The sequence below is a fragment of the Litchfieldella anticariensis FP35 = DSM 16096 genome (assembly GCF_000409775.1).
Taxonomy (GTDB): domain Bacteria; phylum Pseudomonadota; class Gammaproteobacteria; order Pseudomonadales; family Halomonadaceae; genus Litchfieldella; species Litchfieldella anticariensis.
Genome location: NZ_KE332392.1, coordinates 153,228 through 177,934, shown reverse-complemented (window position 1 = coordinate 177,934; position 24,707 = coordinate 153,228). Strand labels below are relative to the sequence as shown.

The 24,707-nt window shown below is 59.0% G+C and carries 25 protein-coding genes; 7 read left to right on the top strand and 18 right to left on the bottom strand.

Translation table 11 applies throughout. The annotated features are described in order from the left end of the window. Positions 1-20 precede the first annotated feature (20 nt). The 7 genes from L861_RS16400 to L861_RS16370 form a co-directional block, all read right to left on the bottom strand. The gene (locus L861_RS16400; protein WP_016417753.1) at positions 21-536 is read right to left on the bottom strand and encodes a putative pterin-binding protein; all 516 of its coding nucleotides are present in this window, start codon (positions 534-536) and stop codon (positions 21-23) included. 175 nt (positions 537-711) lie between these two features. Next, a complete protein-coding gene (locus L861_RS16395) occupies positions 712-1,224 on the bottom strand; it encodes a lysozyme inhibitor LprI family protein (RefSeq protein ID WP_016417752.1) in 513 nt (170 codons plus the stop codon). 26 nt (positions 1,225-1,250) lie between these two features. Then, positions 1,251-2,054, bottom strand: a complete 804-nt coding sequence (locus L861_RS16390) for an MOSC domain-containing protein (RefSeq protein WP_016417751.1) — start codon at positions 2,052-2,054, stop codon at positions 1,251-1,253. Positions 2,055-2,136: 82 nt separating this feature from the next. After that, positions 2,137-2,952, bottom strand: coding sequence for a DUF2189 domain-containing protein (locus L861_RS16385; protein WP_016417750.1), 816 nt, complete (start codon positions 2,950-2,952; stop codon positions 2,137-2,139). 247 nt (positions 2,953-3,199) lie between these two features. Further along, on the bottom strand, positions 3,200-3,628 hold the full coding sequence (locus tag L861_RS16380; RefSeq protein WP_016417749.1) for a universal stress protein: 429 nt from the start codon (positions 3,626-3,628) through the stop codon (positions 3,200-3,202). A gap of 11 nt (positions 3,629-3,639) precedes the next feature. Continuing rightward, positions 3,640-6,234: a TRAP transporter permease gene (locus L861_RS16375; RefSeq protein ID WP_016417748.1), complete on the bottom strand. Its 2,595-nt coding sequence runs from the start codon at positions 6,232-6,234 to the stop codon at positions 3,640-3,642. 122 nt (positions 6,235-6,356) lie between these two features. After that, positions 6,357-7,337: a TAXI family TRAP transporter solute-binding subunit gene (locus L861_RS16370; protein WP_016417747.1), complete on the bottom strand. Its 981-nt coding sequence runs from the start codon at positions 7,335-7,337 to the stop codon at positions 6,357-6,359. A gap of 457 nt (positions 7,338-7,794) precedes the next feature. On the opposite strand from L861_RS16370, the gene L861_RS16365 reads away from it, so the two are divergent. Next, positions 7,795-8,328, top strand: a complete 534-nt coding sequence (locus L861_RS16365; protein ID WP_016417746.1) for a macro domain-containing protein — start codon at positions 7,795-7,797, stop codon at positions 8,326-8,328. On the opposite strand, the gene L861_RS16360 is transcribed toward L861_RS16365, so the two are convergent. The 5 genes from L861_RS16360 to L861_RS16340 all read right to left on the bottom strand — a co-directional run bounded on the left by L861_RS16360 (position 8,325) and on the right by L861_RS16340 (position 12,706). After that, positions 8,325-8,717, bottom strand: a complete 393-nt coding sequence (locus tag L861_RS16360; RefSeq protein WP_016417745.1) for a hypothetical protein — start codon at positions 8,715-8,717, stop codon at positions 8,325-8,327. The two genes, L861_RS16365 and L861_RS16360, sit on opposite strands and share 4 nt — an antisense overlap. A 23-nt stretch (positions 8,718-8,740) precedes the next feature. Then, entirely contained in the window at positions 8,741-10,036 is a 1,296-nt protein-coding gene (locus tag L861_RS16355; RefSeq protein ID WP_016417744.1) for a TRAP transporter large permease, read from the bottom strand. Then, the gene (locus L861_RS16350; RefSeq protein ID WP_016417743.1) at positions 10,026-10,505 is read right to left on the bottom strand and encodes a TRAP transporter small permease; all 480 of its coding nucleotides are present in this window, start codon (positions 10,503-10,505) and stop codon (positions 10,026-10,028) included. The genes L861_RS16355 and L861_RS16350 overlap by 11 nt, the downstream gene beginning before the upstream one ends. A 78-nt stretch (positions 10,506-10,583) precedes the next feature. Then, positions 10,584-11,591 (bottom strand): DctP family TRAP transporter solute-binding subunit, encoded by a 1,008-nt coding sequence (locus tag L861_RS16345; protein ID WP_016417742.1) that lies wholly within the window; start codon positions 11,589-11,591, stop codon positions 10,584-10,586. Positions 11,592-11,704: 113 nt separating this feature from the next. Beyond that, positions 11,705-12,706 carry a LacI family DNA-binding transcriptional regulator gene (locus L861_RS16340; RefSeq protein WP_016417741.1) on the bottom strand — a complete coding sequence of 334 codons (1,002 nt, stop codon included), beginning with the start codon at positions 12,704-12,706 and terminating at the stop codon, positions 11,705-11,707. A 246-nt stretch (positions 12,707-12,952) separates the two neighbouring features. On the opposite strand from L861_RS16340, the gene L861_RS16335 reads away from it, so the two are divergent. From L861_RS16335 to L861_RS16320, 4 genes are all read left to right on the top strand, one after another. Next, on the top strand, positions 12,953-14,119 hold the full coding sequence (locus L861_RS16335) for a Gfo/Idh/MocA family protein (protein ID WP_016417740.1): 1,167 nt from the start codon (positions 12,953-12,955) through the stop codon (positions 14,117-14,119). A 16-nt stretch (positions 14,120-14,135) separates the two neighbouring features. After that, on the top strand, positions 14,136-15,215 hold the full coding sequence (locus L861_RS16330; RefSeq protein ID WP_016417739.1) for a sugar phosphate isomerase/epimerase family protein: 1,080 nt from the start codon (positions 14,136-14,138) through the stop codon (positions 15,213-15,215). A 44-nt stretch (positions 15,216-15,259) separates the two neighbouring features. After that, positions 15,260-16,507, top strand: coding sequence for a nucleoside permease (locus L861_RS16325; RefSeq protein WP_016417738.1), 1,248 nt, complete (start codon positions 15,260-15,262; stop codon positions 16,505-16,507). Positions 16,508-16,647: 140 nt separating this feature from the next. Beyond that, positions 16,648-17,535 carry a DMT family transporter gene (locus tag L861_RS16320; RefSeq protein WP_016417737.1) on the top strand — a complete coding sequence of 296 codons (888 nt, stop codon included), beginning with the start codon at positions 16,648-16,650 and terminating at the stop codon, positions 17,533-17,535. On the opposite strand, the gene L861_RS16315 is transcribed toward L861_RS16320, so the two are convergent. The 4 genes from L861_RS16315 to modA all read right to left on the bottom strand — a co-directional run bounded on the left by L861_RS16315 (position 17,532) and on the right by modA (position 20,771). Further along, positions 17,532-18,053: a DUF192 domain-containing protein gene (locus tag L861_RS16315; RefSeq protein ID WP_016417736.1), complete on the bottom strand. Its 522-nt coding sequence runs from the start codon at positions 18,051-18,053 to the stop codon at positions 17,532-17,534. The genes L861_RS16320 and L861_RS16315 overlap by 4 nt on opposite strands. A gap of 93 nt (positions 18,054-18,146) precedes the next feature. Further along, positions 18,147-19,295 (bottom strand): ABC transporter ATP-binding protein, encoded by a 1,149-nt coding sequence (locus tag L861_RS16310; protein WP_016417735.1) that lies wholly within the window; start codon positions 19,293-19,295, stop codon positions 18,147-18,149. Position 19,296: 1 nt separating this feature from the next. Next, positions 19,297-19,965 (bottom strand): molybdate ABC transporter permease subunit, encoded by a 669-nt coding sequence (modB, locus tag L861_RS16305; protein WP_016417734.1) that lies wholly within the window; start codon positions 19,963-19,965, stop codon positions 19,297-19,299. After that, the gene (gene modA / locus L861_RS16300) at positions 19,965-20,771 is read right to left on the bottom strand and encodes a molybdate ABC transporter substrate-binding protein (RefSeq protein ID WP_016417733.1); all 807 of its coding nucleotides are present in this window, start codon (positions 20,769-20,771) and stop codon (positions 19,965-19,967) included. Before modA ends, modB begins: the two co-directional genes overlap by 1 nt. A 221-nt stretch (positions 20,772-20,992) precedes the next feature. Here modA and L861_RS16295 point away from each other — a divergent pair, with 221 nt between their 5' ends. After that, a complete protein-coding gene (locus tag L861_RS16295) occupies positions 20,993-22,723 on the top strand; it encodes a bifunctional diguanylate cyclase/phosphodiesterase (RefSeq protein ID WP_016417732.1) in 1,731 nt (576 codons plus the stop codon). Positions 22,724-22,727: 4 nt separating this feature from the next. Here the strand turns inward: L861_RS16295 and L861_RS16290 are convergent, their stop codons facing one another. After that, the gene (locus tag L861_RS16290) at positions 22,728-23,630 is read right to left on the bottom strand and encodes a LysR family transcriptional regulator (protein ID WP_016417731.1); all 903 of its coding nucleotides are present in this window, start codon (positions 23,628-23,630) and stop codon (positions 22,728-22,730) included. 164 nt (positions 23,631-23,794) lie between these two features. On the opposite strand from L861_RS16290, the gene L861_RS16285 reads away from it, so the two are divergent. Then, positions 23,795-24,130 carry a hypothetical protein gene (locus tag L861_RS16285; protein ID WP_016417730.1) on the top strand — a complete coding sequence of 112 codons (336 nt, stop codon included), beginning with the start codon at positions 23,795-23,797 and terminating at the stop codon, positions 24,128-24,130. Positions 24,131-24,184: 54 nt separating this feature from the next. Here the strand turns inward: L861_RS16285 and L861_RS16280 are convergent, their stop codons facing one another. Further along, on the bottom strand, positions 24,185-24,673 hold the full coding sequence (locus L861_RS16280; RefSeq protein ID WP_081645878.1) for a MarR family winged helix-turn-helix transcriptional regulator: 489 nt from the start codon (positions 24,671-24,673) through the stop codon (positions 24,185-24,187). Positions 24,674-24,707 lie beyond the last annotated feature (34 nt).

Below are 24,707 nucleotides of genomic sequence, written 5' to 3'. Positions count from 1 at the left end.
TCAATGCAAGTGCAGCGACATCATTCATAGACATGGATGTTTGCGACTTGCCATACCGAACGAAAGCGGATGGTTTCGTTAAGCAGTTCCTGCGGGGCATCATCAAAAGGATAGAGAACGAAGATTGGACCGAAATCACGAATCTCCATAGGCTTGCCATCCCGCTTGAGCGCCAGGATCACGTCATAGTCATAGAAATCCGCTAGAGGAACATCGGCGGCGAAATTGTTGAGTGCCTTGACACGTAACATCTCACCTTGGGCTCCCACCTTTTCCATCACCGCCCTGGCCAGAGGGCCTTCGAAGATGCTCGCCCCCTCCGTCCAAGGGGTGCTGGTTTCCAACACGTGCGGTGTCAACGCCATCAACATCTCGTAATCGAATTGGGCTTCGTCGCCGACATTGGTATGTTCGATATTGCCAGAGATCGTAAGAATGACATCTCCCTTGGGGACAGGAAGATGTTCGGCCATGACAGGCATTGCCAACAATGCAAGCAAGGCCAGGAAAACGGCAAGGCAGAAGCGCTTTGGCATGATAGATATCCAGAACCGGGGATGCCCGCCTAGACTACGCGATCCGCACCATAAGGTCAGGTACCGACTGGCAATACTGCTTAAACGATGAAGCCAAGATTCGGTACGCTAGTGAGATCGCTACACTCCCCAGCAAAACTCAATCACCTGCCACCGCCTACGGAGGCTGCGGGTATCACTCAGGTATCATTTCCAGCTCTCCGGATGGCGCTTGCAACTCCTCGAGTGCATCTAGGTAGCGTTGTAGCTGATTGGCACGATCTTGCAACACGGCGTTTCGAAAGAGTTGCTCGGCCAGTGGTCCCAGCGTCCCACCACTCAACTCGGCACGATAAAGCTGGGCATAATAGGCACTGATGAAAGCGAAGTCGGCATCGCGACTGCTTCGCCACGCCTCTTGGGCATCGCTCAGCGCCTCACGCGCCTCACTTCCCAACACCCGCTCCAACATCATCGTCAAGCGTTGGATTTCCTCTTCCCAGTCATCATGCGCCTGGGCGGCACATTCATGCATTGCCTGGGTCGTCCAATCCCCCTCCTCCATGCAGCTATCGGTCTTGTGTTCGATAGGGTGGCTAGCCTCTGGCTCCGGGGCAGCTTCCTGTGCCTGAACGAGCATGGCCGGAACCCAGCCAGCCAAAACCCCGACCGCCAGAACGTGACGACACGGAAGCGATATGCATTTCATGGGTACGCTCCTGTTATTCTTGGTCTTCAACCAACGAGCTCTACCGAACTCCCGACCTCGAGCACTCCCCCCTTTAGTACGATCAGGTTCTGGCCAAAATACACCTTACCATCGGGTCCCCGGCGATAGCCCGCCAGAGTACGCAAGGGCTCGCGTTCAGGGATAAAGCGCCCCGTCTCTGGGTCCACCGTCACCATCGCGCAACGCGAACAGGGTTTGTCCACGGCCAATTCCACCTCACCGATGCGTAGTACCCTCCATTCATCTTCGGCATAGGGCAAGCTGCCCGTCACGACCAGATTGGGCCGAAATTGTGCCATCCGGTGTAGCGATGGGAGTCGTGTATTGAGATCGTCCAGTGATGCCTGACCAATCAACATCAGCGGATAACCGTCGGCGAAACTGACCCGCTTGCCAATGGCCTGGCGGTAACGTGGAGAGCGTTCCCCCAGCCACAACAGCTTCGCCGCTTCTCCTACCGCCTGCCCGATCCACTCATCGGCACGCGTCGTAGTCGTCAGGCCAGTAAAACTGTCGCCCCATACATGAGTCGAGAAGGCTGCGGCCTCGAACGCCGCATGCTCCAAGGGAAAATCGGCCAATTCGGGATGGTGCAATACCAGGCCATCGTCATGCACGGTGGTACTGACCCGCTGCAATTGGGGATGAGAGCGCGCGGTAATGAAGGTGCCATCGGGCTTGACCACCATATAGCGACGATCCCCCAGTAATCCCTCCTCGTTGACCAAAGCTTGTGGCAAGGACTCACCGGCGGTGGACTTGATGGGATAGCGGTAGAGACCCGAAAGAGTCAGAGAATCAACGGTCATGAGGGCGTTCCTGGCCAGTAATGAAAAGGGGGCGGTCATCGCCCCCCAGACTAGCCGGTTGCCTTATCGATGACCAGCCAACTCACGACGAGCTGCTACCTCCCTCGATACGTACCAGGTCCTCATAAGCATGCCAGCTTGCGTGACCGAGCACTGGCAGGATCACTGCCAGGCCTATATAGAAGGTCATCACCCCTACCAGCACACAGCCAGTCAGGATGACCGCCCACAACAACATGGGACGGAAATTGTTCGCCACGGAGCGAATGCTGGCTTCAATGCCTTCCATGAAGGTCAGGTCCTGGTCCATCAGGGTCGGAATGGCCACCACGCTGATCGAGAAAGCGCCAAAAGCCAGAACGGCTCCGATTGCCGTTCCGACGGCCAACATGCCCAGTCCGTCTACAGTCGTCAGCAACGACGCATAGACCGTCGCAGGATCGGGTGCCTCCAAACCGAAGAACAAGGCAAACAACAATGTTGCCAATCGAATCCAGGCGAGAAAGAAGATCATCATCATCACACCCATCATCGCCAGTTGACCGGTATGCGAGGTCCAGGCACCGAATGCATCTCCCAGGTTCGGCACTTTGCCAGCCTCGAGCTTGCGACTAATGCCGTAAGAGCCGACTGCCACCAGTGGTCCCAGGAACATGAACCCCGCCACCAGCGGCAACAGCCAATGCCACAGCCCCAGGACAAAGGCACCAGCAGTCACTGCAATGCTCAACCCGACCCAGAACATTCCATAGGCCAAGCTCACCGCCGTGGCCTGGCGGAAGTCGTGAAAGCCAGCTACCAACCAGGTTCGTGGCTTATCCATTCCCACCTTGTTGATCACGATCGTGACCACATTGGCATCCGGCTGTTTGTGCTTGTTGGTGTCAGCAGCATTCATGGCGTACCCCTTATCCCCCGAGTGGAGAGCGAACGCACTCGTGCCGGTTCCATTGGCACCGAGAGCGGATTGGCCACTACAAGGCAAGATGCCTTAGCTAAACCTAAATGTAGACGACTGCCAGTGGCTTCGCCGGAACTCTACTTCAACGCCCGCTTGGTATTATTACGCCTAGCATGACAACGCAAACGCCCCCGACAGGCGGAGGCGTTCGTGTGGAGGTTCTCAGACTCTATCGAGTGGTTTTCTAACGCACGATCATCACCGACATCTTGGTGTGATGCACCACGTGCTCGGCATTGGGGCCCAGCACGTAGTCGGCGAACTTGCGATTGCTGTGCGATGCCATCACGATCAGGTCGACCTCGAGTTTCTTGGCGGTCTTGATGATCGCTTCCCAAGGCGAACCATCGACGATCACGCACTGAACCGGAATATCGTCGGGCACATGCTGCTTGACGAACTCGTGTTGTGCATCCGACACACTCTGGTGAACTTTCTCGGAAAAGCCCTCGGGAAAGTAAGAACCAACCAGCGGCATATGATAGTCCGGCAGTACCGTTACCACATGCAACGATGCCCCGAAGGTTTGGCATAACGTCAGCGCGGTAGGCAAGGCCTTGGACCAGGATGCCTCTTCGTTGAGATCCACCGGCAACAATATCTTGGTATACATGATTGCCCTCCTCAGGCGGTTGCCGCCAACGCTTGGTCATTACGTCGACGTCGCTGCAACAAGACGATCAACGCAAAGACCAGGAATGCCGGTACCCACATCCATTCCTTCGTCCAGCGATCCACCGGAGCCTGGACCTCGACGATTTCCTGATCGAAATCGAAGCCCAATTGCTCGGCTTGGCTTCCAAACGTCACCATGTCGACAATGGCACGATCATCCTCGATCAGCAGTTCCAGCCCCAGATTCTGCAGACGCTCCTCACCACTATCCCCCTCCGGTACCGGCAAGGTCATGTAAGTCGTCAATGGGTCACCGAAAGCATCTTCCCCGCGCACTTGCAGGCGCAACGTGCTGTCCTCGTCGACATTGCCCAACGCTTCAACGAATTGGCTGGGAGGTATCGAACGGTAGGGATCGTGAATCATGTCCATCCAGAACCCCGGCCGGAACAGGGTAAAGGCTACCAGTAGCAGCAGGATGCTTTCGTACCAGCGGCTGCGAGCCAGCATGAACCCCTGTGTTGCTGCCGCGAAGATCAACATGGCGATGGTGGCCACCACGAACACCACGATGCCTTGCAAGAAGGATACGTCGATCAGCAATAGATCGGTATTGAAGATGAACAGGAACGGCAAGGCGGCGGTACGCAGGCTGTAATAGAACGCCTGGAAACCGGTACGGATTGGATCGCCTCCCGACACGGCCGCTGCCGCGAAAGATGCCAACCCTACCGGGGGCGTGACATCGGCCATGATGCCGAAATAGAACACGAACAGGTGCACGGCGATCAGCGGTACGAGCAGGCCATTCTGTTCCCCAAGCTGCACGATTACCGGCGCCAGCAATGCCGATACCACGATATAGTTGGCGGTAGTGGGCAGCCCCATGCCTAGGATCAGGCTCAGCACCGCAGTCAGTAGCAGAATCAGCAGCAGGTTGCCCATGGAAAGGATCTCGACCACATCGGCCAACACCAGGCCGACCCCGGTCTGCGATACCGCCCCCACGATGATGCCCGCAGTGGCAGTCGCGATACCGATGCCGATCATGTTGCGTGCACCGGTCACCAAGCCGTCCCACAGATCGACGAAGCCTTCCTTGATGTCTTCACCCAATTTGCTGCGGTGGCGGAAAATGGCGATTATCGGCCGCTGCGTGACGATGATGAAGATCATGAACATCGTGGCCCAGAAGGCCGACAGGCCCGGAGACAAACGTTCGACCATCAGGCACCACACCAGCACGATCACTGGCAGGATATAGTGCAATCCGACCATCACCGTTGGCCGGGTTTGTGGCAAGGAGACGATCTCCGAGTCGGGGTCATCGAGTTCCAACTCCGGGTAGCCAGCCCCTAGCTTGAGGAGGGCGACATACACCACTGTCAGAACCACGGCCACCACCCAGGGTGTGGCACCGCCCAGCACCGGCTTCAGCCACCCCAGTCCGTAATAGACGGCAAACGACAGCCCCATCAGCAGCAATAGCCCCGCCAGGAAGCCGACTACCTTGTTGAGCAGCGGCCGGACAGGGTTGCTCGATGGCAAGCCCTTGAGATCGGCCTTGAGAGCTTCGAGGTGAACGATATAAACCAGTGCGATATACGAAATCAGTGCCGGCAGGAAGGCATGCTTGATGACTTCGATATAAGGAATACCGACGTATTCGACCATCAGGAAGGCGGCTGCCCCCATTACCGGCGGCATGATCTGGCCATTCACCGAGGAAGCCACTTCCACGGCCCCAGCCTTTTCCGCAGAGAAGCCGACTCGTTTCATCATCGGCACGGTGAAAGTCCCCGTGGTCACCACGTTAGCGATCGATGAGCCCGAGATCAGGCCGGTCATGCCCGAGGCGACAACCGCCGCCTTGGCCGGGCCGCCCTTATAATGGCCAAGCAACGAGAAAGCGACCTTGATGAAATAGTTGCCTGCCCCAGCCTTGTCGAGTAGAGCCCCGAACAACACGAACAGGAACACGAAGCTGGTCGATACCCCCAAGGCGATACCGAACACCCCTTGGGTGGTCAGCCACTGGTGATTGATCAAACCATACAGGCTGACACCACGGTGAGCCAGGATGCCTGGCATGTAGGGGCCAGCCAGTGAGTAGACGATGAACACCGAGGCCACGATCATCAGTGGCGGCCCAAGGGCGCGACGTGTGGCTTCGAGTAGCAGCAGAATCCCCGCCACCCCAACGATCACATCCTGCAGGATAGGCGCACCAGGACGCTGGGCAAGATCCTCGTAGAAGAGGAACATATACGCGCCGCAGAAGGCCGCAGCCGCAGCCATGATCCAGTCCTGAAACGGAATCCTGTCACGTGGCGAACGCTTCAATGCCGGGTAAGCCATGAAGGCCAGAAAGAGAGCGAAGGCCAAGTGTATCGAACGGGCCTCAGTAGCATTGAATACGCCAAAGCCCAGCATGAACGAGAGTGGGGAAGCGATCCATAACTGAAACAACGACCAGGCCGCCGCGATACCGACCAATAATTTACCAGGAGTGCCCAGAGGCTTGCGCGCCCCGGAGTCACTGGAGGCAACCAGGTCCTCCAGATCCACATCCGTGTTCGAGGATGTCTTCTTGTCATTGCTCATAAGCTTGCCCTGCTCGCCATCAGTCGACACAAGAAAGAATGAAGTGCAGAAACCACAATGCGCGGCCTCCGACCGGATGACCGCGCATCATTCGTGGAGCCTATCACTCCTTACAGACTAGATTATTCCTCGATCCAGCCACGTTCTACGTAATAGCGCTTGGCACCTTCATGCAGCGGCGCCGACAGACCTTGAGAGATCATCTCTTCCTCGTTGAGGTTTTCGAAGGCCGGATGCAGACGCTTGAAGCGATCGAAGTTCTCGAATACCGCCTTGACGGTCTCATAGACGATGTCAGGATCGGTATCGGCCGAGGTCACGAAAGTAGCTGCCACGCCAAAGGTATCGACATCCTCTTCGTTGCCACGATACAAACCACCCGGGATCACCGACTTGGCGTAATAGGGGTATTCCTCGACCAGGCCATCGATCGCAGGACCCGTTACCGGAATCAGGCGTGCATCGACGGTAGTGGTGGCCTCCTGGATGGAACCGTTGGGATGGCCGACCACATACACCATGGCATCGATGTTGTTATCCGCCAGGGCAGAAGCCTGCTCGGCAGCATCGAGCTGTGACGCCAGGGAGAAAGTATCCACGTTCCAGCCCTTGGCCTCCATGACCACTTCCATGGTGTTGCGCTGACCAGAGCCCGGATTGCCGATGTTGACACGCTTGCCTTCGAGGTCGTCGAAGGTTTCGATGCCTGAATCGGTGCGCGCCACCACGGTAAGCGGCTCACCATGGATCTTGAACACGGCGCGAAGATCCTCGTAGGCTTCTCCCTCGAAGTTGCCGGTGCCGTTGTAGGCCTGATACTGAACGTCGGATTGAACGACCCCCATGTCCAGTTCGCCGGACTTGATGCCATTGACGTTGGCCACGGAACCACCGGTCGAAGGAGCGTTACAACGAATGTTGTGCTCTTCAGCGCCGCGGTTGACCAGACGGCAGACCGACTGACCGACGACATAGTAAACCCCTGTCTGACCGCCAGTCCCGATTGTGATGAAGCGTTCCTGCGCAACCGCCGGTGACGAGACCATTGCCGCTCCGAGAAGCGCACTCGTAAAGGCTGCAGCGGTGAAAGCGTGGCGTTTCATGAAGACACCTCTTGAATTGTTGGCACCATTGCTGACGGACTTGCCGCCTCGTTGTTTCCTGACTTGTCATCTCACCAGACCAAGTTTGGCCTGGCTCGTACGGCATACTGGTAACGTACCCGAGCCTCGTCCAGGCGACAGGTCTCGTCTCCCCATCGCACGGCCAATGCTAATCAAGCCTTCGCCCTAACCGAAGGGCTTGGATGAGTTATAGCCGCAAACCCTATGCAGGGCCAATGACACGTCCTATCACCGTGGCTGACTGCGGATATCACCACGTCCTACTTTAGCGCAAAACATACCACCTTTTGAGTGCTTTTCACTTAATGCTAATCCTAGTCGTCACAAGCGTTTACGAATCGTTAACTTTCATCTTGTGATAAAGCCATTCATTAGGCATGGGATCGCCCCTTGCACGACACTGTCGAATGACATGAGTGTTTAACAGGAGATCATCATGGCGACGAAACACGTCACAATCGAATGCATCAAAGGCGATATCGCCCAGCAGCCCGACATCGATGCCGTCGTCAACGCCGCCAATGCTCAACTGAAGATCGGTGGCGGAGTCGCTGGGGCCTTGCACCGTGCCGCCGGACCTGGTCTGGAAGAGGAATGCCGCCCTCTGGCGCCGATCAAGCCCGGGCAAGCGGTGATAACCGGCGCCCATGACCTGCCCAACCGTTACGTGATTCATTGTCTGGGACCGGTATACGGTATCGACGAGCCCTCGGATGAATTGCTCGCTGCCTGCTACCGCAATGCTCTGAGTCTGGCCGACGAGCGCGAACTGGAATCAGTGGCGTTTCCGTCGCTGTCCACCGGTGCCTTTGGTTATCCCATGGGAGAAGCCACACGAATCGCTCTGAGTACGGTGATGGAAGCCAGTGAAAACTGCCAATACCTGCGGTCGGTGCGGTTCGTGTTGTTCGACGACAAGGCTACCGAGTTGCATCGCAAGACGCTGGAAAGCCTGCAACGAGCATGCTAGTGGCAAGTCAAGCGGTAATGTTGCTCCAACTCGCGCCGTTCGGTGCGCAACCGGTTGCCGCGAGGGTCAACATGACCGGCATGAAGTTCTCGCTGGATATACGCCAGACGACGCTCAATGGCGACGCAACTCGGCGACCGAATCATGTCAGGGCTGGGTGGGCGCGCAGGAGATGCCGGCTCGCTCGGCACAGGGGGAGAGGATGGACGATAAGGCGACGCCCCCGGCTCGATGGGGGCGAAGTCGTCTAAGTCGAGCTCGATCACGACCTCGGGAGGTAGGGGGCGTTCGCGCGCGTGCCGCCTGGCGTCATCCCGCACATCAGGCGGCTCCTGGCCCCATGCCATGCCACCCAGGCAGCAGGCCAGGATGACACCAACCCTCTTCATGTACCGGTTCATCGACGTGGCCCTTAAACGTTGTAACCAAGAACGCTGGGCAGCCATAGCGCAATCTCCGGAAAGATAGCCACCAACGCCAATGCTCCCGCCATGGCCGCGACGAACACCAGTGCCCAGCCAATGGTGTGTTCCAGTCGAATCCTAGCCACCTCGGTGGTCACCATCAGGTTGACCGCCACTGGTGGCGTGAACTGGCCGATGGCAATATTCATCGCCAACAGGATACCGAACCATACCGGATTCCAGTCGAAGTGCTGCATCACCGGAATCAGAATCGGCATCATGATCAGATAGATGGAGATGGCATCCAGCAACATGCCGGCGGCGAGCACCGCCAACATGATCAGCACCAGCAACAATGTTCCATTGTCGGACAGGCCGATGATCCACTCGGCCAATTCGCGGAAGGTGCCCAACATGGTACCGGCCCAGGCAAAGATCCCGGCCAATGCAATGATCAGCATGACCACCCCCGAGATCACCGCCGCCTCGCCGAACAGCTTCCACAGATCGCGCAGCCCCAGCTCACGGGTGATGAAGATGCCCACCACCACACCGTAAGCCACCGCCGCGACCGCTGCTTCGGTAGATGTGAACAGCCCCGAACGCAATCCGCCGAGAATCAGTACCGGGGCGAACAGTGCTGGCAACGCTTGCTTGAAGCTCGCCCCGAGAGGTGGCCGTTCAACGATCTCCGGCGCTTCCCAGCGGTGACGACGAGACAACCAAAAAGCGGGTACCAGCAATGCCAAGCCAGCAAGAATGCCGGGGAACAGGCCGGCCGCGAACAGCGCGCGCAGGTCGACCCCCGGCACTACGATGGAATAGAGAATCAGCGCTACCGAAGGTGGTATCAGAATAGCGGTGGATGCTGAGGCCGCGATCAGGGTCGCTGAAAACGGCTTGGGATAACCGGCCTTGGTCATGCTCGGCAGCATCACCATGGCCACCGCCGCCGCATCTGCCGGCCCCGAGCCACTCATGCCGCCCATGATCATGCATACCAGCACAGCCACCAGCGCCAGGCCACCGTGACGCGGGCCAATCAATGCTTGGGCGAAATGCACCAGGCGCGCCGCCACACCAGCACGTTCAAAGATCAAGCCGGTAAGGATGAACAACGGAATGGCGATCAGTGGATACTTGGCAATACTGTTGTAGGTGTTGGTGCCAAGCGTAGCCAGCATCGCTGGCGGCAAGCCGGCAACGATGCCCATGGCACCGGCTAGCCCCAAGGAAAAGGCTACCGGTACCCCAGCGGTCAGCAGCCCCAGGAAACTCAGGATCATCCATAAGTCAGGGCTCATCGTCGAGTCTCCCGCGCAAGCGATCCAGAGTCTGTTGCGTCAGGCGCAGCAGCATCAAGGCCGACAGCAGTGGCAGCCAGGCAAGGTACCACCACTGCGGCAGGCCCAGCCCAGGCGATAACGAGCCCCACTGGTATTCCTCCCAGGTCAGCTTGCCACCGAACCACACGATCAATACCAGAACGGTGGCTCCACACAGCCACTGAAAGAGGACCAGTGCCAGGCGCGGTCCCTTGGGCAGTGCTCGTTCGACCAGTCCAATACGAATGTGCCCATTGCGGCGTAGTGCCACCGAGGCACCGGCAAAGGTCAGCACTACCAGCAAGAAAACGGAGAATTCTTCGGTGAATGCGAACGATGCATTGGTGACATAGCGCACCACGACATTGGCCAGGCTGATCAAGGCAATGATCGCCAGCGCCAGCGTCGCCAGTATCCGTTCCAGCCGAGCGTCGGGTCGCACTTGCATGAGGCCCCCTTCATGAAGATGCCGACCCTGCATGGCAGGATCGGCATTGATAACTTGGTATCAGGCAATAGGTTACGTTTAGCGTGCCTCGATCCCATCACGTGCCGTTTCGACCAAGTCCTCGCCAATCTGCGGCACCCACTTGTCGTAAACGCTCTGAGTTGCCTCGACGAAGGCCTGGTGCTGCTCGCCATTCAGCTCGACGACCTGCACGCCACGCTCCTGAATCGCCGCCAGACGCTCGCTTTCCTGTTCACGGGTCATGGCGATTTCCCACTGGCCAGCATCGATGGCTGCCTGGCGCAACAACGCCTGGTCCTCTTCTGGCAGCGAACTCCAGACGCGTTCATTGACGGCGAAGATCAATGGGTCGTTCATGTAGTTCCACAGCGTCAGGTGCTCCTGACCGACCTGGTCGATACGCGCCACGTCGAACACCGACAACGGATTCTCCTGACCGTCCACCGCCCCGGTGGTCAACGCTGGCTTGGCATCGGCCCAGCTCATCTGGGTGGGGTTAGCGCCCAGCGCCGTGAAAGTATCCTGGAACAGCGGCGAGCCCACCACCCGGATCTTCAGGCCGTTCAGATCTCCCGGCTCAGCGATGGGCCCTTGGGAGTTGGAGAGTTGGCGGAAGCCATTCTCGCCCCAGGCCAGCGGCACCACACCGCGCGATTCGATGGCGTCGAAGATCATCTCACCGGCTTCACCACCAGTGACGGCGTCCACTGCCGATTCATCGGGCATGAAGAAGGGCAGCGAGAACAAATTGAGTTCCGGCACCTGCGGCGACCAATTGATGGTCGAGCCGATCGCCATGTCGATCAGCCCCTGACGCATGGCGGAGAATTCACGAGTCTGATCGCCGGCCACCAACTGTGAATTGGGATAGACGCGCAAGGTGATACGCCCTTCGGAGCGCTCCTCCACCAGGTCTGCCCAGCGTTCAGCCGCTTGGCCCCAAGGGAAGGCATCGGAAAGCACGGTGGAAACGGAAAATTCGCGCGCCTGAGCGGTCACGGCCGTACACAGCAGAGCGGCACCAACCACAACGGTGGTCAGACGAGAACAGCGAAATGCAGTCATAGCGTGTCCTTGAATGCGTTGGCCCGGATTCTCGATCCAGGTCGGTTATTGGTATAGAAGAGAAGCACTTGAATTCATATCACATTGTAAAGCGATTAGCATTGAAAGGAAGTTCAGCGCTTGACAGCTGTGCTGCCACGGATCACCAGCTCATAGGGCAAAATGCGCTGCTTGGCCCCCTCCTCCCGGCCCTCCAGCACCTCGATCAGCATGGCCACGGCTTCTCGACCAAACGCCTCGGCCGGTTGCGCGATAGTGGTCAAGGGAGGATCGCTGAATGACGCAAACGCGATATCATCGAAGCCTGCCACCGAGATGTCGTCGGGGACTCTCAGCCCTTCCTGCTTGATCCGCTGGATGGCCCCGATTGCCATCTCGTCGCTCTCGCAGAAAATGGCGGAAGGACGATCATCGCGAGCCACCAGCATACCGGCAGCCTCGTATCCCGAGTGTGGAGTGAACTTGCCGGGGCACAGCAGGCTTTCATCGAGGGCGATACCGGCAGCCTCCAACGCATCGCAATAACCTGCGACACGGTCTCGCGTCAGAGGGCTACGCCTGGGCCCCTTGATCATGCCGATGCGCCGATGCCCCAGCCCAATCAGATGCTCGGTGATAGCGCGCGCTGCCGCTCGGTTGTCGAGTTTCACGCTAGAACAGGGAGCCTCGTCGAGAACCTCGCAAGCATTGACCATTGGCAGCGGCGTATCCGGAGCGAAAGCATCGGCCGGAAACGGGTTGTAGGCCCGTAGCTGGATGACGCCATCCGCCTGCCGAGTCGTCACCATCTTGGCATAGGTCGCCTCCGACTCTTCGCGCCCCAGTGTGTTACAGAGCAGTACGCTGTAACCCTGTTGCTGTGCCGCTTCCTGAATACCGCTAATGACCCGGGCAAAGAACGTATTGGCGATGGTCGGCACCAGCACTACCAAGTTCCGTGTGCGTCGCGAGCGAAATTGCACCGCCATGAGATTGGGCTTATAGCCCGCCTCCCTAACCGCCTTGAGCACCTTGTCGCGTGTCCTGGGCGATACGATATCCGGGGACTTCAACGTGCGCGATACCGTTGCCACGGAAACGCCCGCCAGCTCGGCAACCTTGCGAATATTCGTCATGGACTCCCTTTTTTAGTGCTTGTGCCACCACATGCTCGTCTCACCCCATGATGGCAACGAGGCATCGGCACGCTAGCTTACCCCATTCAGTAGTTGAACTCAGTGCCAAGCCCATTTGCCGTCATGGACCTTCGTATGATTGACGCCTTCCTGTTCGCTACCTACTTTTACCTGAAATGTAACCGGTTACATCATGACAGATCTTGATGTTTCTCGATATTCCCTCACTTGATTGGAGCTCAAGACATGACGCCACTTCCCGCACCCCGGGTTCGCATGGGCATGGTCGGCGGCGGCGAAGGTGCCTTCATCGGCAAAGTGCACCGTCTAGCCTCCGCCCTGGACGGTGAAATCGAGCTCGTCTGTGGCGCCTTCAGCCGCGATGCAGACAACAACCAGCGCACCGGTGCCTTATGTGGGCTCGCATCGGCGCGTATCTATCCCGACTGGCAAGCCCTGCTCGAAGGCGAACGCCGCCTTCCTGACGAAGAACGGATGGAGATGTTGGTGATCGCGACCCCAAATCACCTGCATGTACCCATTGCAGAAGAGGCGCTCCAGGCTGGCTTCCACGTGATGTCCGAGAAACCCGCCGCCCTCTCACTGGCAGAAGCCCGGCGACTGTCGCATACACTCAACGCCAGTGGCCGTCTGTATGGCCTGGCTCATACCTATCTGGGCTATCCGATGGTCTGGCAGGCACGCGAGATGGTGCGCAATGGGCAACTCGGAACACTGCGCAAGATCCACGTGGAATATCCACAAGGCTGGCTTGGCGATGCCCTCGAGACTCAGGGCAATAAACAGGCAGCCTGGCGCACTGACCCAGCACTTGCCGGCGCCAGCGGTTGCATGGCCGATATCGGCACCCACGCCTTCGGCCTGGCGGAATTCATTTCAGGGCACACCATCAGCGAACTATGCGCTGTCTTGGGCACCCACGCCGAAGGTCGGCGCCTGGACGACGACGGCGACGTACTGTTTCGAACCGCCCAAGGTGCCAGCGGCACACTCATGGCCAGTCAGGTCTGCACGGGAGAGGAAAACGCCTTGAAGATCCGCCTTTACGGCGACCAAGGCGGCCTGGAGTGGCACCAGATGGAGCCCAGCAGCCTAATCCATCGCGGGCTGCACGCACCGCTGCGCATTTTGCGTGCGGGTATCGACCAACCCGAGCTGAGCGAGGCAGCACGGCAACGGCTGCGCCTTCCTGGCGGACATCCCGAAGGCTACCTGGAAGCCCTGGCCAACCTCTATCGCGACTTTGCCGCTGGCATTCGCCGCAGCGACAGTGGTCAGGCCGCGGGCGTGCCCGGTATGACCGAGGGCCTGCACGGCATGGCCTTCATCGAAACCGTGATTGCCAGTCAACACAGTGAACGCAAGTGGACACCACTGCCGGCCATCGATTGAGCAGAGGGAACGAACGATGAGTACAGAGCCGTCAAATCAGATCCTTGGCCCCGCTATCTTTCTGGCCCAATTCCTAGGCGACGAACCACCCTTCGATAGCCTCGACACCATCTGTCGCTGGGCAGCGTCGCTAGGGTACCGAGGGGTACAGATACCCAGCGTGGACCCCCGCTGCATCGACCTGCGAACGGCCGCCGAAAGCCAGGCCTATTGCGACGAGCTCAAGGGTCGCTGCGTGGAAGCCGGGGTGGAAATCAGCGAACTCTCTACTCACCTGCAGGGGCAGTTGGTCGCGGTTCATCCTGCTTGCGATGAACTGTTCGATGACTTCGCCCCACCCAAGCTACGCGGCAAGCCGCGTGAACGTACAGTATGGGCCATCGACCAGCTTCACCTCGCGGCCAAAGCGAGCCAGCGCCTGGGGCTTAAAGCCCATGCCACCTTCTCTGGCGCGCTGTTGTGGCCCTTCATGTATCCCTGGCCGCAACGCCCGGCCGGGCTGGTCGAAGAAGGTTTCGCAGAACTCGCGCGGCGCTGGCGCCCCATTCTCGACGCTTTCGACGATGCCGGAGTCGACTTGTGCTTCGAGATCCACCCCGGCGAGGACCTGCATGACGGCGCCTCCTTCGAACGTTTCCTGGAAGCGGTGGATCATCACCCTCGCGCTCACATCCTTTACGACCCCAGCCACCTGTTGCTGCAGCAGCTTGATTACCTGGACTTCATCGACCGCTACCACGAGCGCATCCGCATGTTCCACGTCAAGGATGCCGAGTTCTCGCCCAACGGCCGCAGCGGTGTTTACGGCGGCTATCAGGACTGGCTCGAACGCCCCGGACGCTTTCGTTCGCTGGGCGACGGCCAGGTCGACTTCAAGGGCATCTTCAGCAAGTTGACGCAGTACGGCTTCGACGGCTGGGCCGTGCTCGAGTGGGAATGCTGCCTGAAGGATGCCCGCCAGGGAGCCGCCGAGGGGGCGAGCTTCATCGCCGACCACCTGATTCAGCGTTCGCAGCGCGCCTTCGACGATTTCGCCGGCGTCACCGCCAGCCGAACGCGCAACCGCAAGATCCTGGGGCTGGCTGACGAGAACTGACCACGCCAGCCACTCGACATCACAACGACAACAAGGGTAACGCCATGAACATACTTAGCACGCGTCTCAGCATCATGATGTTTCTGCAATTCTTCATCTGGGGCGGCTGGTTCGTCACACTCGGGACCTTTCTGGCGCACAATCTCGACGCCACGGGCGGTCAGATCGGTATGGCGTTCTCTACCCAATCGTGGGGCGCCATCATCGCCCCCTTCATCATCGGTTTGATCGCCGACCGTTATTTCAATGCCGAGCGGATCCTCGGCCTGTTGCATCTGGCCGGTGCGGCGCTGATGTATAGCCTGTACCTGGCGGACGATTTCGCGGCCTTCTATCCGCTGGTGCTGCTCTACATGATCCTGTACATGCCCACCCTGGCCCTGGTCAATTCGGTCTCGTTCCGTCAGATGACCGATCCCTCTCGGGAATTCGCCAAGATTCGTGTGTGGGGCACCATCGGCTGGATCGTGGCGGGCCTTGCCATCAGCTACGCCTTCGCTTGGGATTCAGCACAAGCCATCGAGGCAGGCCTGCTGCGCAATACCTTCATGATGTGCGCCATCGCCTCCCTGGCACTCGGTATCTATAGCTTCACACTGCCCGCCACGCCTCCCAAGGCTGGCAAGGGAGAGTCCGTCGGCATCAAGGAACTCCTGGGTCTCGACGCCTTGAAACTGCTCAAGGACAGGAACTACGCGATCTTCTTTATCGCCTCGGTGCTGATCTGCATTCCCCTTGCCTTCTACTATCAAAACGCTAACCCTTTCCTGGCCGAGATCGGCGTAGCCAACCCCACCGGCAAGATGACCCTGGGGCAAATCTCGGAAGTGCTGTTCATGTTGCTATTGCCGATATTCATCCATCGCTTCGGCATCAAGAAGACGCTGCTGATCGGTATGCTCGCCTGGGCCCTGCGCTATGCGCTATTCGCCTACGGTAACAGTGGCGACCTGATCTTCATGCTGATCCTGGGCATCGCCTTGCATGGCATCTGCTATGACTTCTTCTTCGTCACCGGCCAGATCTACACCGACGCCCGGGCGGGCGAGCGATTCAAGAGCTCGGCACAAGGCATGATCACACTAGCCACCTATGGCGTAGGCATGCTGATTGGCTTCTGGGTGGCGGGTCATATCACCGACCTTTTCGCGAACAACGACGGCACTCATGCCTGGCAGGGCATCTGGCTGTTCCCAGCCGTGTTCGCGCTAGCGGTGCTGGTGCTGTTCTTACTCTCTTTCAAGGACAAGCCACGGCCAGCATCGGAAGAAGTGGAAGCCTCCCAAGCCTGAACCTGAAGCGGCCGCTAGCACGGCCGCTTTCTCCATTCCCCCTGGTAATCGCATTTCCCCAGCCTGAAGTGTTGCACGAATCGGAAGCCACAAACTGGTATCCTAAACGCTGTCTTGTCGATCGACCTCAAGGACGAACCGTGCCGTTACGCGACCTGCTGCTGGGCCTTTCCGCCATTGCCATCTGGGCGCTGAACATCATTGTCATCAAGGTGGGAGTGGTAGAGATGCCGCCACTGCTGATGACAACTCTGCGCTTCATGCTGGTTGCGGCGCTGCTGGTCCCATTCAACCCGGTACATCGCCACCAGTTGCCCTTCCTGCTGTTACTCTCGGCCACTTTCGGCACGCTGCATTTTGCATTGCTGTTCATCGGTCTGGAGCAGGCTGAGGCCGGCACCGGTGCCCTGCTGGTACAGATGGGTACACCTTTCGCCACCGTACTCGCAGTGATCTTCCTCAAGGAACGCCTGGGGCCGAAGCGCCTGGTGGGTCTACTTCTATCGTTTGCCGGTGTGGTGGTACTGGCCGGCGGCCCTACCCTGCCCTCGGCATTGCCATTGGCTCTGCTGCTGCTCAGTGCCTTGGGCTGGGCGGTCTCGCAACTGCTGATCAAGCGTGGGCCGAACATTCCTCCCCTCGCATTGGCCGGCTGGGTGGCGCTGTTTGCCGTGCCCCAGGTCGCACTAGGCTCATTACTCTTCGAGCACGATCACATGAGTGCCATGGCCAATGCCGGCTGGGCCGGTTGGGGGGCAGTACTATATACCGCCGTCATGTCGTCGATCGTCGCCTACGGCCTGTGGTACGGTCTGCTGCGCCGCCATCCGGTCAACCGCGTGGTGCCCATGACCCTGCTGGTGCCGGTGTTGGCGGTGTTGCTCGGGATGGTACTACTCGGCGATAGCCTGGGCGTCCACAAGGTCGGCGGTGGAGCGCTGGTAGTAACGGGTATCGCACTGATCATCCTGCGCTTTCGACCGCGCCGGGAACCGCAAGCGTCTCAGCGCCGCGAGCCTCAAGGTTAGGGCACACAGTCTCCGTCCAATCCCGGCGCCGTCACACAATCGCCAACCTCGATTCCCTTCTCGGCGAAGTAGCCGGCATTGACCTCCAGTGCCGCCACATAGGCAGTGCTGGGTCGAGTCACCGGACAGTCCCCCGGGTTCGAAGACTCACAGGGTGTCATGCTGGCCATGTGCAAGATTCGGCCATCTCCCCCGATGAAGGCAATATCCAGCGGAATGCGAGTACGATACATCCAGAAGCCATTGCGGTGAGGCTGGGGGCGGTCATAGAGAAACAACATCCCGGCATCAGGGTCGAGGGTATCGCGCTCCATCAGCCCCTGCCCACGCTGGCGCAGAGTACGAGCGACTTCCACTTGCAGCTTATGGGGGCCTTGATCGCTATGAATGGATAGCGTCCTACTCTCCAGATCGGATATCGGGCCTGCCGGCGGTTCAGCGAACCCTGCCATAGGCAGACAACCCGCGACCGCCAAAGAGGAAAAGGCGATCAGCACCTTGCGACGGGATATGGACATATTCGACTTCCTCGATAATATCGACGACGGTCATCATGCTACGATCATTTATCATTTGCACTGCAGGATCCACCACGAATGCCATCTGGAAATTCACACCTGAACATCACGTGAGCCGTAGCGCTCAGCAGGCCTTGGAGGCATCAGGTGAATTCCCTGGGCCAACAGCGAAACACTGGCTTCCACGCCTTGAGCCAAACCATTGCGACGTGCAGCATGCGTGGCGATTTCGAAACGCAATGTGTCCTCGGTATGCGTAAAAGCCAGGGTGAGTAGCGTCATACCGCCCAGCACGATCATTTCGCATACCTGCCCTGTCACCGGATTCTCGCGCTCACCTTTCGACGGCCGCCCCCGTCGATGCAACACCACATCGGAAGGCGGCACATACCAATGCACCTCACTGCCGTTGTCGAGGTCCTCCAGCCCCTGCGCCACCTCGAACCGATAGGGCCCCCAGGCGAGCCGGGCCTGCCCATTTTCCATTACCTTCCAGCCCTGGAAAACATTGTGCTTGTCAAGCAGGCGCGCAACTTCCGCCGACGCCGGCTGCCGGAACAAGCTCTCCGGTGGCCCGCTCTGCAAGGTGCGTCCGCCATGCAACACGCATAGCCGATCGGCCAGCGCACTGGCTTCTTCCAAATCGTGAGTGACCAGCAACATGGGAATGTCGATCTCCTCCCGCAGCAAGGCAAGCTCCCGCTGCAAGCGTCGACGAGTCACCTGATCCACCGCCGAAAAAGGCTCGTCGAGCAATAGCACACGGGGCTCTCGCGCCAGCGCCCGTGCCACCGCCACCCGCTGACGCTGCCCACCGGACAACTGTGCGGGATAGCGACCTTCCAGCCCCTGCAAGCGCACCCGGTATAACCAACCGGCTGCCCTGGAGCGACGCTCGCTGCGTGGTACATGGCCCATGGCGCTCATCACGTTGTCCAGGGCCGAAAGATGTGGGAAGAGGGCGTAATCCTGAAAGACGAAGCCGATGCGGCGCTGCTGGGCAGTCAAACAGATTCCTGCGGTGGCATCGAACCACGTCTCACCGGCACAACGAACCCATCCCTGAGCCGGCCGATATAACCCAGCAATGGCGCGTAACAAGGTAGTCTTGCCGCTTCCCGAAGGTCCCACCAGCGCCAACAATTCGCCGGGAGAACAACGGAAATCGGCCGCCAACGGGATAGGCCCTACCTGATGCAGCGACACCCTTAGTTCGGCTAACGCGACCTCGGTCGACATCATGCTAAACACTCATCCCCCTATTCCGGCGGGCCAGAGCATAGACCACGCCGATGGTGACGAACGACACCAGCAGCAGCACCGCCGACATCTGGCTGGCACCGCTTTCGTCGAATGCCTGCACACGGTCATAGATAGAGATGGCCAGGGTGCGTGTCTCGCCATCGATCGCCCCCCCGACCATCAGGATCACGCCGAACTCACCCAGGGTATGCGCGAAGGTCAACGCCATGGCCGACACCAACCCTGGCCAGGCCAACGGCAGTTCGATGCGCAACAAGGTTTGCCAAGGCGACAGGCCACTGCACCAGGCCGCTTCGCGCAAGTGAGCGGGCACATTCTCGAAGGCACGCTGAATCGGCTGCACGGCGAAGGGAAGATTGACCACCAGCGAGGCCAGCAGGATACCGCTGAAGGTGAAATTGAGCCCTTCGCCAGTCAGCCGCTGCCACAGCCCTCCTAATGGGGAGTCAGCGCCGAACGACAGCATCAGATAAAACCCCAGCACCGTGGGAGGCATCACCAACGGCAGTGCCACCAGTGCCTCACACAGCACTCTTCCCCGAAAACGGGTTACTGCGAGGGCTCTCCCCAGCCACAAGCCAAGCGGCAACAGTAGCAAGCAGGTGAACACCGCAAGACGCAGCGAGACCGCGAGCGCCGTCCAGTCCATCAGGGAGCCTCTTGTCTTGGCTCGCCGGGCAACCCAAAGCCATAGCTCGCCAGTATCTCTCGAGCTTCCCCCCCTTGCAGATAGTCGTAAAAGCGATGGGCAGTCTCTCCCGCTCCTTTCACCAATACCATGCGCTGGTTGAGTGGCGTATGCCAGTTCTCCGGGATCAAGGCATAGTCGCTACGTTCGGCCAACGAGGGAGCCAACGCCAGGGAATAGGCCACCAAACCACCGAGGGCATCGGCGGAGAGAGCGAACTGTGCCGCCTGCGAAACATTCTCCCCCATCACCTTGAGCGGCTGGACTTCATCCCATAATTCCGCCTGTTCCAGCACCTCGCGAGCCGCCACGCCATACGGCGCATGCTCCGGATTGGCCATTGCGATGCGTGGTCGGCCTTGATCAGCACGATATGTCTCGATGGCCGCCTCAACGGCTGCCAGCGGCGTGTCTTCATCAGGCAAATCATCACGCCCGGAACGCTGCAGCCACACCAAACGCCCGAGCGCGTAAATGACGCCCTCGTCCTCTGTCACTCCCCGCTCATGTAGCGCCAGTACACTCTCCTCATCGGCGGAAAGAAACAACTCGAAGGGGGCGCCTTGCGCAATCTGACGTCGAAAATTCCCCGAAGAGCCAAAATTGAGGCGTACCTGTTGCCCGGTATCTTCCTCGAAGCGGCTTGCCACCTCGGACAAAGCAAACTGCAAAGAGGAAGCTGCTGCTACCGTCGGTACCTCGGCGTTGGCGATACCTGACAGAATGACCAGCATCCCTGCCAACAGCCAACATCGTGTCTTCTTCATGTTCGTCATCCTGAAGCTGGGAGAAATACCCATCACGTTGGCACCAAGGAACGATCGACCTGACCAAACGGTCAATCTTATTCTCTCACGACAGAATTGTCAGCCAAACACAAGCACTTGGCAAAATTGATCGCCTCGCCTTGTCATCTCGGTGCAACAAAACTGTCGCACTATTCTCATGGGTTGAATCACATTAGCCATCATAAAACGATACCCGATACATGCAGCGAACCGATGCGCAGTGGCTGGATACCATCTTCACAGCCGAGAACCTGACTCCCCTGTTCCAGCCCATCGTGGACGCCGGTAGTCAGACAATCTTCGGCTACGAAGCTTTGATACGCGGTCCCTCCGACTCCCCGTTGCACTCACCATTGACGCTCTTCGATACCGCCGCTCGCTTGGGCCGCCTGGTCGATCTCGACCTGCTGTGCCGGCGCTTGGCGATTCAACGCTTCATGCGTCTTGGGCTACCAGGGCGACTGTTCCTCAATGTCATGCCCACCACCATCGTCGAGCGCGACTTTCGTGAGGGCCTGACGCTACAGTACCTCGATCAAGTCGGGCTGGCCCCGGAACGGGTCGTCATCGAATTGACCGAGCATACGCCGATCCACGACTACGACCTGATGCGCCAAGCCGTCGATCATTATCGTCAGATGGGATTTCGGGTCGCTCTCGACGACTTGGGAGCTGGCTACTCGAGCCTGCGTCACTGGGCTGAGTTACGCCCGGACTTTGTCAAGATCGACCGCCATTTCATCCACAACATCGACCAGGATCCGCTGAAACGGCAATTTCTGCAGTCGATCCTCGATGTCTCGCGCCACCTGGATTGCCAGGTCATCGCCGAAGGCATCGAGACCACCGGCGAGTATCGCTGCCTGTGGGGGCTCAACTGGAGCTTCTTGCAGGGCTACTATTTCTCACGTCCCAGCGAAAATCCGCCCCAGACCATCGCGCACATGCTGCCGGCCAACAATACTGCCACTGGCCACTCGGTAGCCACCGCCGCCAGCATCTGCCGCCCCATCGAGCCAGTGGAAGTCGACACACCGGTACTGAGCCTCGCCGAGCGTTTCCGTGCTCAGCCCGATCTGCGCTGCGTGGCGGTGGTGCAGCGACGGGTACCGGTAGGTATCGTCCGTCGCCATGAGTTCCTGACGTTGTTCACCAACCCCTTCAGTCACTCCCTCTATGCCAAACGGCGAATCGAGGAACTGATCGAAAAACGCTGGCTCATGGCAAGGCATGACACCCCCTTGGAGCAGCTTAGCCAGCAAATCACCGATACCAATGACACCATGCAAGAAGATGTGGTGATCGTCGACGACCAAGGTCATTACCGTGGCATGGGGCGTCTGCTGGACTTGTTGCGCGAAATCACGGCCATTCAACTTCGTTGCGCTCGCCACGCCAATCCCTTGACGGGGCTCCCCGGCAACATCCTGATCAACGACACATTGACATCACTGCTGGACCAGGAGCGGCAATTCACCGCCATCTACTGCGACCTTGACAACTTCAAGGCTTACAACGACACCTACGGCTATGCCCGCGGCGACAAGGTCATCGTCGCTCTGTCACGCATCCTGCAGGAGCAGGCCGGTTGTCGCGACGACTTCATCGGGCATATCGGTGGCGACGATTTCATGATGGCCTTGGTTTCCGAGAACTGGCGCGCTATCTGCCAGGATATCTTGGGAGCTTTCGAACATCTGGCTCCCAGTTTCTACGATCTCGAACATCGCCGTGCTGGTGGCATACACATCGAGAACCGCCAAGGCACTGCAACCTTCTACCCGCTCGTCAGCCTCTCCATTGCCGCTCTGCCGATCCACCCAGGCACAAGGTACAGCTCACTGGATATCGCCAGCCAGCTTTCCGAGCTCAAATCGCAAGCCAAGAAACGGCCCGGCAATAGTCTGTTCGTCGACCGCCGCCAGGCCTAAGTCCCTAGTGGCTCATATCACGAAACACCTCCACCACATGTCCCGCCAGCGCCTCGCTGGCCGCGCCGATTCCTTCTCTGCGGATCAACACTACCTGATAGTCACCAAGTGGCGGTAGGCTGGCTTCCCGATCCACCTTGCGCAACGGTGCCCGCACCAGGCTCAAGGGGAATGGTGCCACGGCAAGATCGGCCAGCATGGCGGCTTCCTGACCGGCGCAATGCTCACTGGTGTAGGCGATACGGTAGCTGATGCCGGCACGATCGAGAGCCGTCAGCGCCATCGCACGCCAGGCGCAACCATGATTGGCCAGCGATACGGGAAGTGGAGAACGACGTGGTGCGACACCGCCTTCCCGACATGCCCAGACCAGCGGCTCGGTATGCACGATCTCGCCATGTTCCGCCTCCTGCCCCTGGTTGCCGGCGGTCACCAGCACCAGGTCGAGCTCACCCTCTTCCATGCGCCGCCGAATTTCGGTACTGCGACCGACCACGACATCGACCTGTACCGCGGGGTGAGTACGGGCGAACTGCGTCAGTACACCGGGCAGGATACGGGTACCGACATCATCGGGCGTGCCGAAACGCACCGTGCCTTCCAGCGACGGCGCGAGGAACTGGGAAACGGCTTCCTCGTTGAGCTTGAGCAGGCGCCGCCCATAGCTCAACAGCATTTCTCCTTCCGGGGTCAGCCGTACCTGACGTGCCTCACGCACGAACAGGGGATGCCCTAGCGTTTCCTCCAGTCGCTTGATCTGCATGCTCAAGGCCGAGGGCGTACGGAAGACTTGCCGCGCCGCGCGCGTAAAACTGCCGCTTTCCGCTATCGCTACGAAGGTCCGCAGCACGTCGGTATCCAGTAACGGCAGCGTGCCGGGTTGAGATGACAAGGCAGGAAGTGTCATGGCGCCGAACCTTTCAGTTTTTCTTAAAGCAGAATGTAGATCTTTTCGTTGGATTTAACAAACGCCACCCGCCATGCTTCTTCCTGAGGTCGCGACCCTCACCCACTTTCGAAATCGATTCGGTGGCCGCTAGCCGTATGCGATCACCTAAAGGAGGCGTCGTCATGACCAATCTCAACCAGCGCTTGCCAAACACCGAACGCTTGCCGCATACCGACGAGCAAAAGACCACCAAGCCCTCCATGCCGGATTTCTACATGCCTGCCATGCCGCCGCTGGGCCTGATCACCGCCGTGGAGAATGGAATTCGTACCCTAGTGCGTCGCTGGCGCTTCCGCCGACGCTTCCTGTCCCTGCTGGACTACGACGATCACATCCTCGAGGACATGGGGCACGACCGCGAGGAGATCCTGTGGGCCTCACGGCTACCACTGCGGGTGGACGCCACCCAAGCGATCTTGCAACGCCGGCAACAGCGTCGCAAAGCGATGCAGCAGTGATGGTTGTGAGTGTGAGGCGGTCGTATCGCAGGAAAGCGATTCCGGCCGCCCTCTCTACCCTTCATCCAACCCGTCAAGCAGCTTGCCGAGCAGTGCATTGAGCGTCTCCTGCTCTTCCCGGTCGAGAGCGGAAAGCAGACGCGCCTCATTCTCCACATGTAGCGGAATAAGGCGATCGATCAACTCAAGCCCCTTCTCCGTCAGCGACACCAGTATCCCGCGCCGATCTTCGGGGTTGGGCACGCGAACGATCAAGCCAGCTTTTTCCAACCGATCCAACCGATTGGTCATCCCGCCCGAGGAAATCATCAGCGCCTCGAAGAGCTTGGTCGGGCCCAGCGCATAGGGTTCTCCGGCACGTCGCAACGTGGCCAGCACATCGAACTCCCCTGCCTGCAGACCATGCTCCTTGAAAAGAGCCCCTAACTGGCCTCCGACAATCAATTGCGTCGTTTTCAGATAGCCGACGACCTCCATCGGTAGGAGATCGAGGTCAGGTAACTCACGCCGCCATTGGCTAATGGCTTTTTTTACTCTATTCATTGCCAGCCACTTATCTTGATACTAAGATACTTTC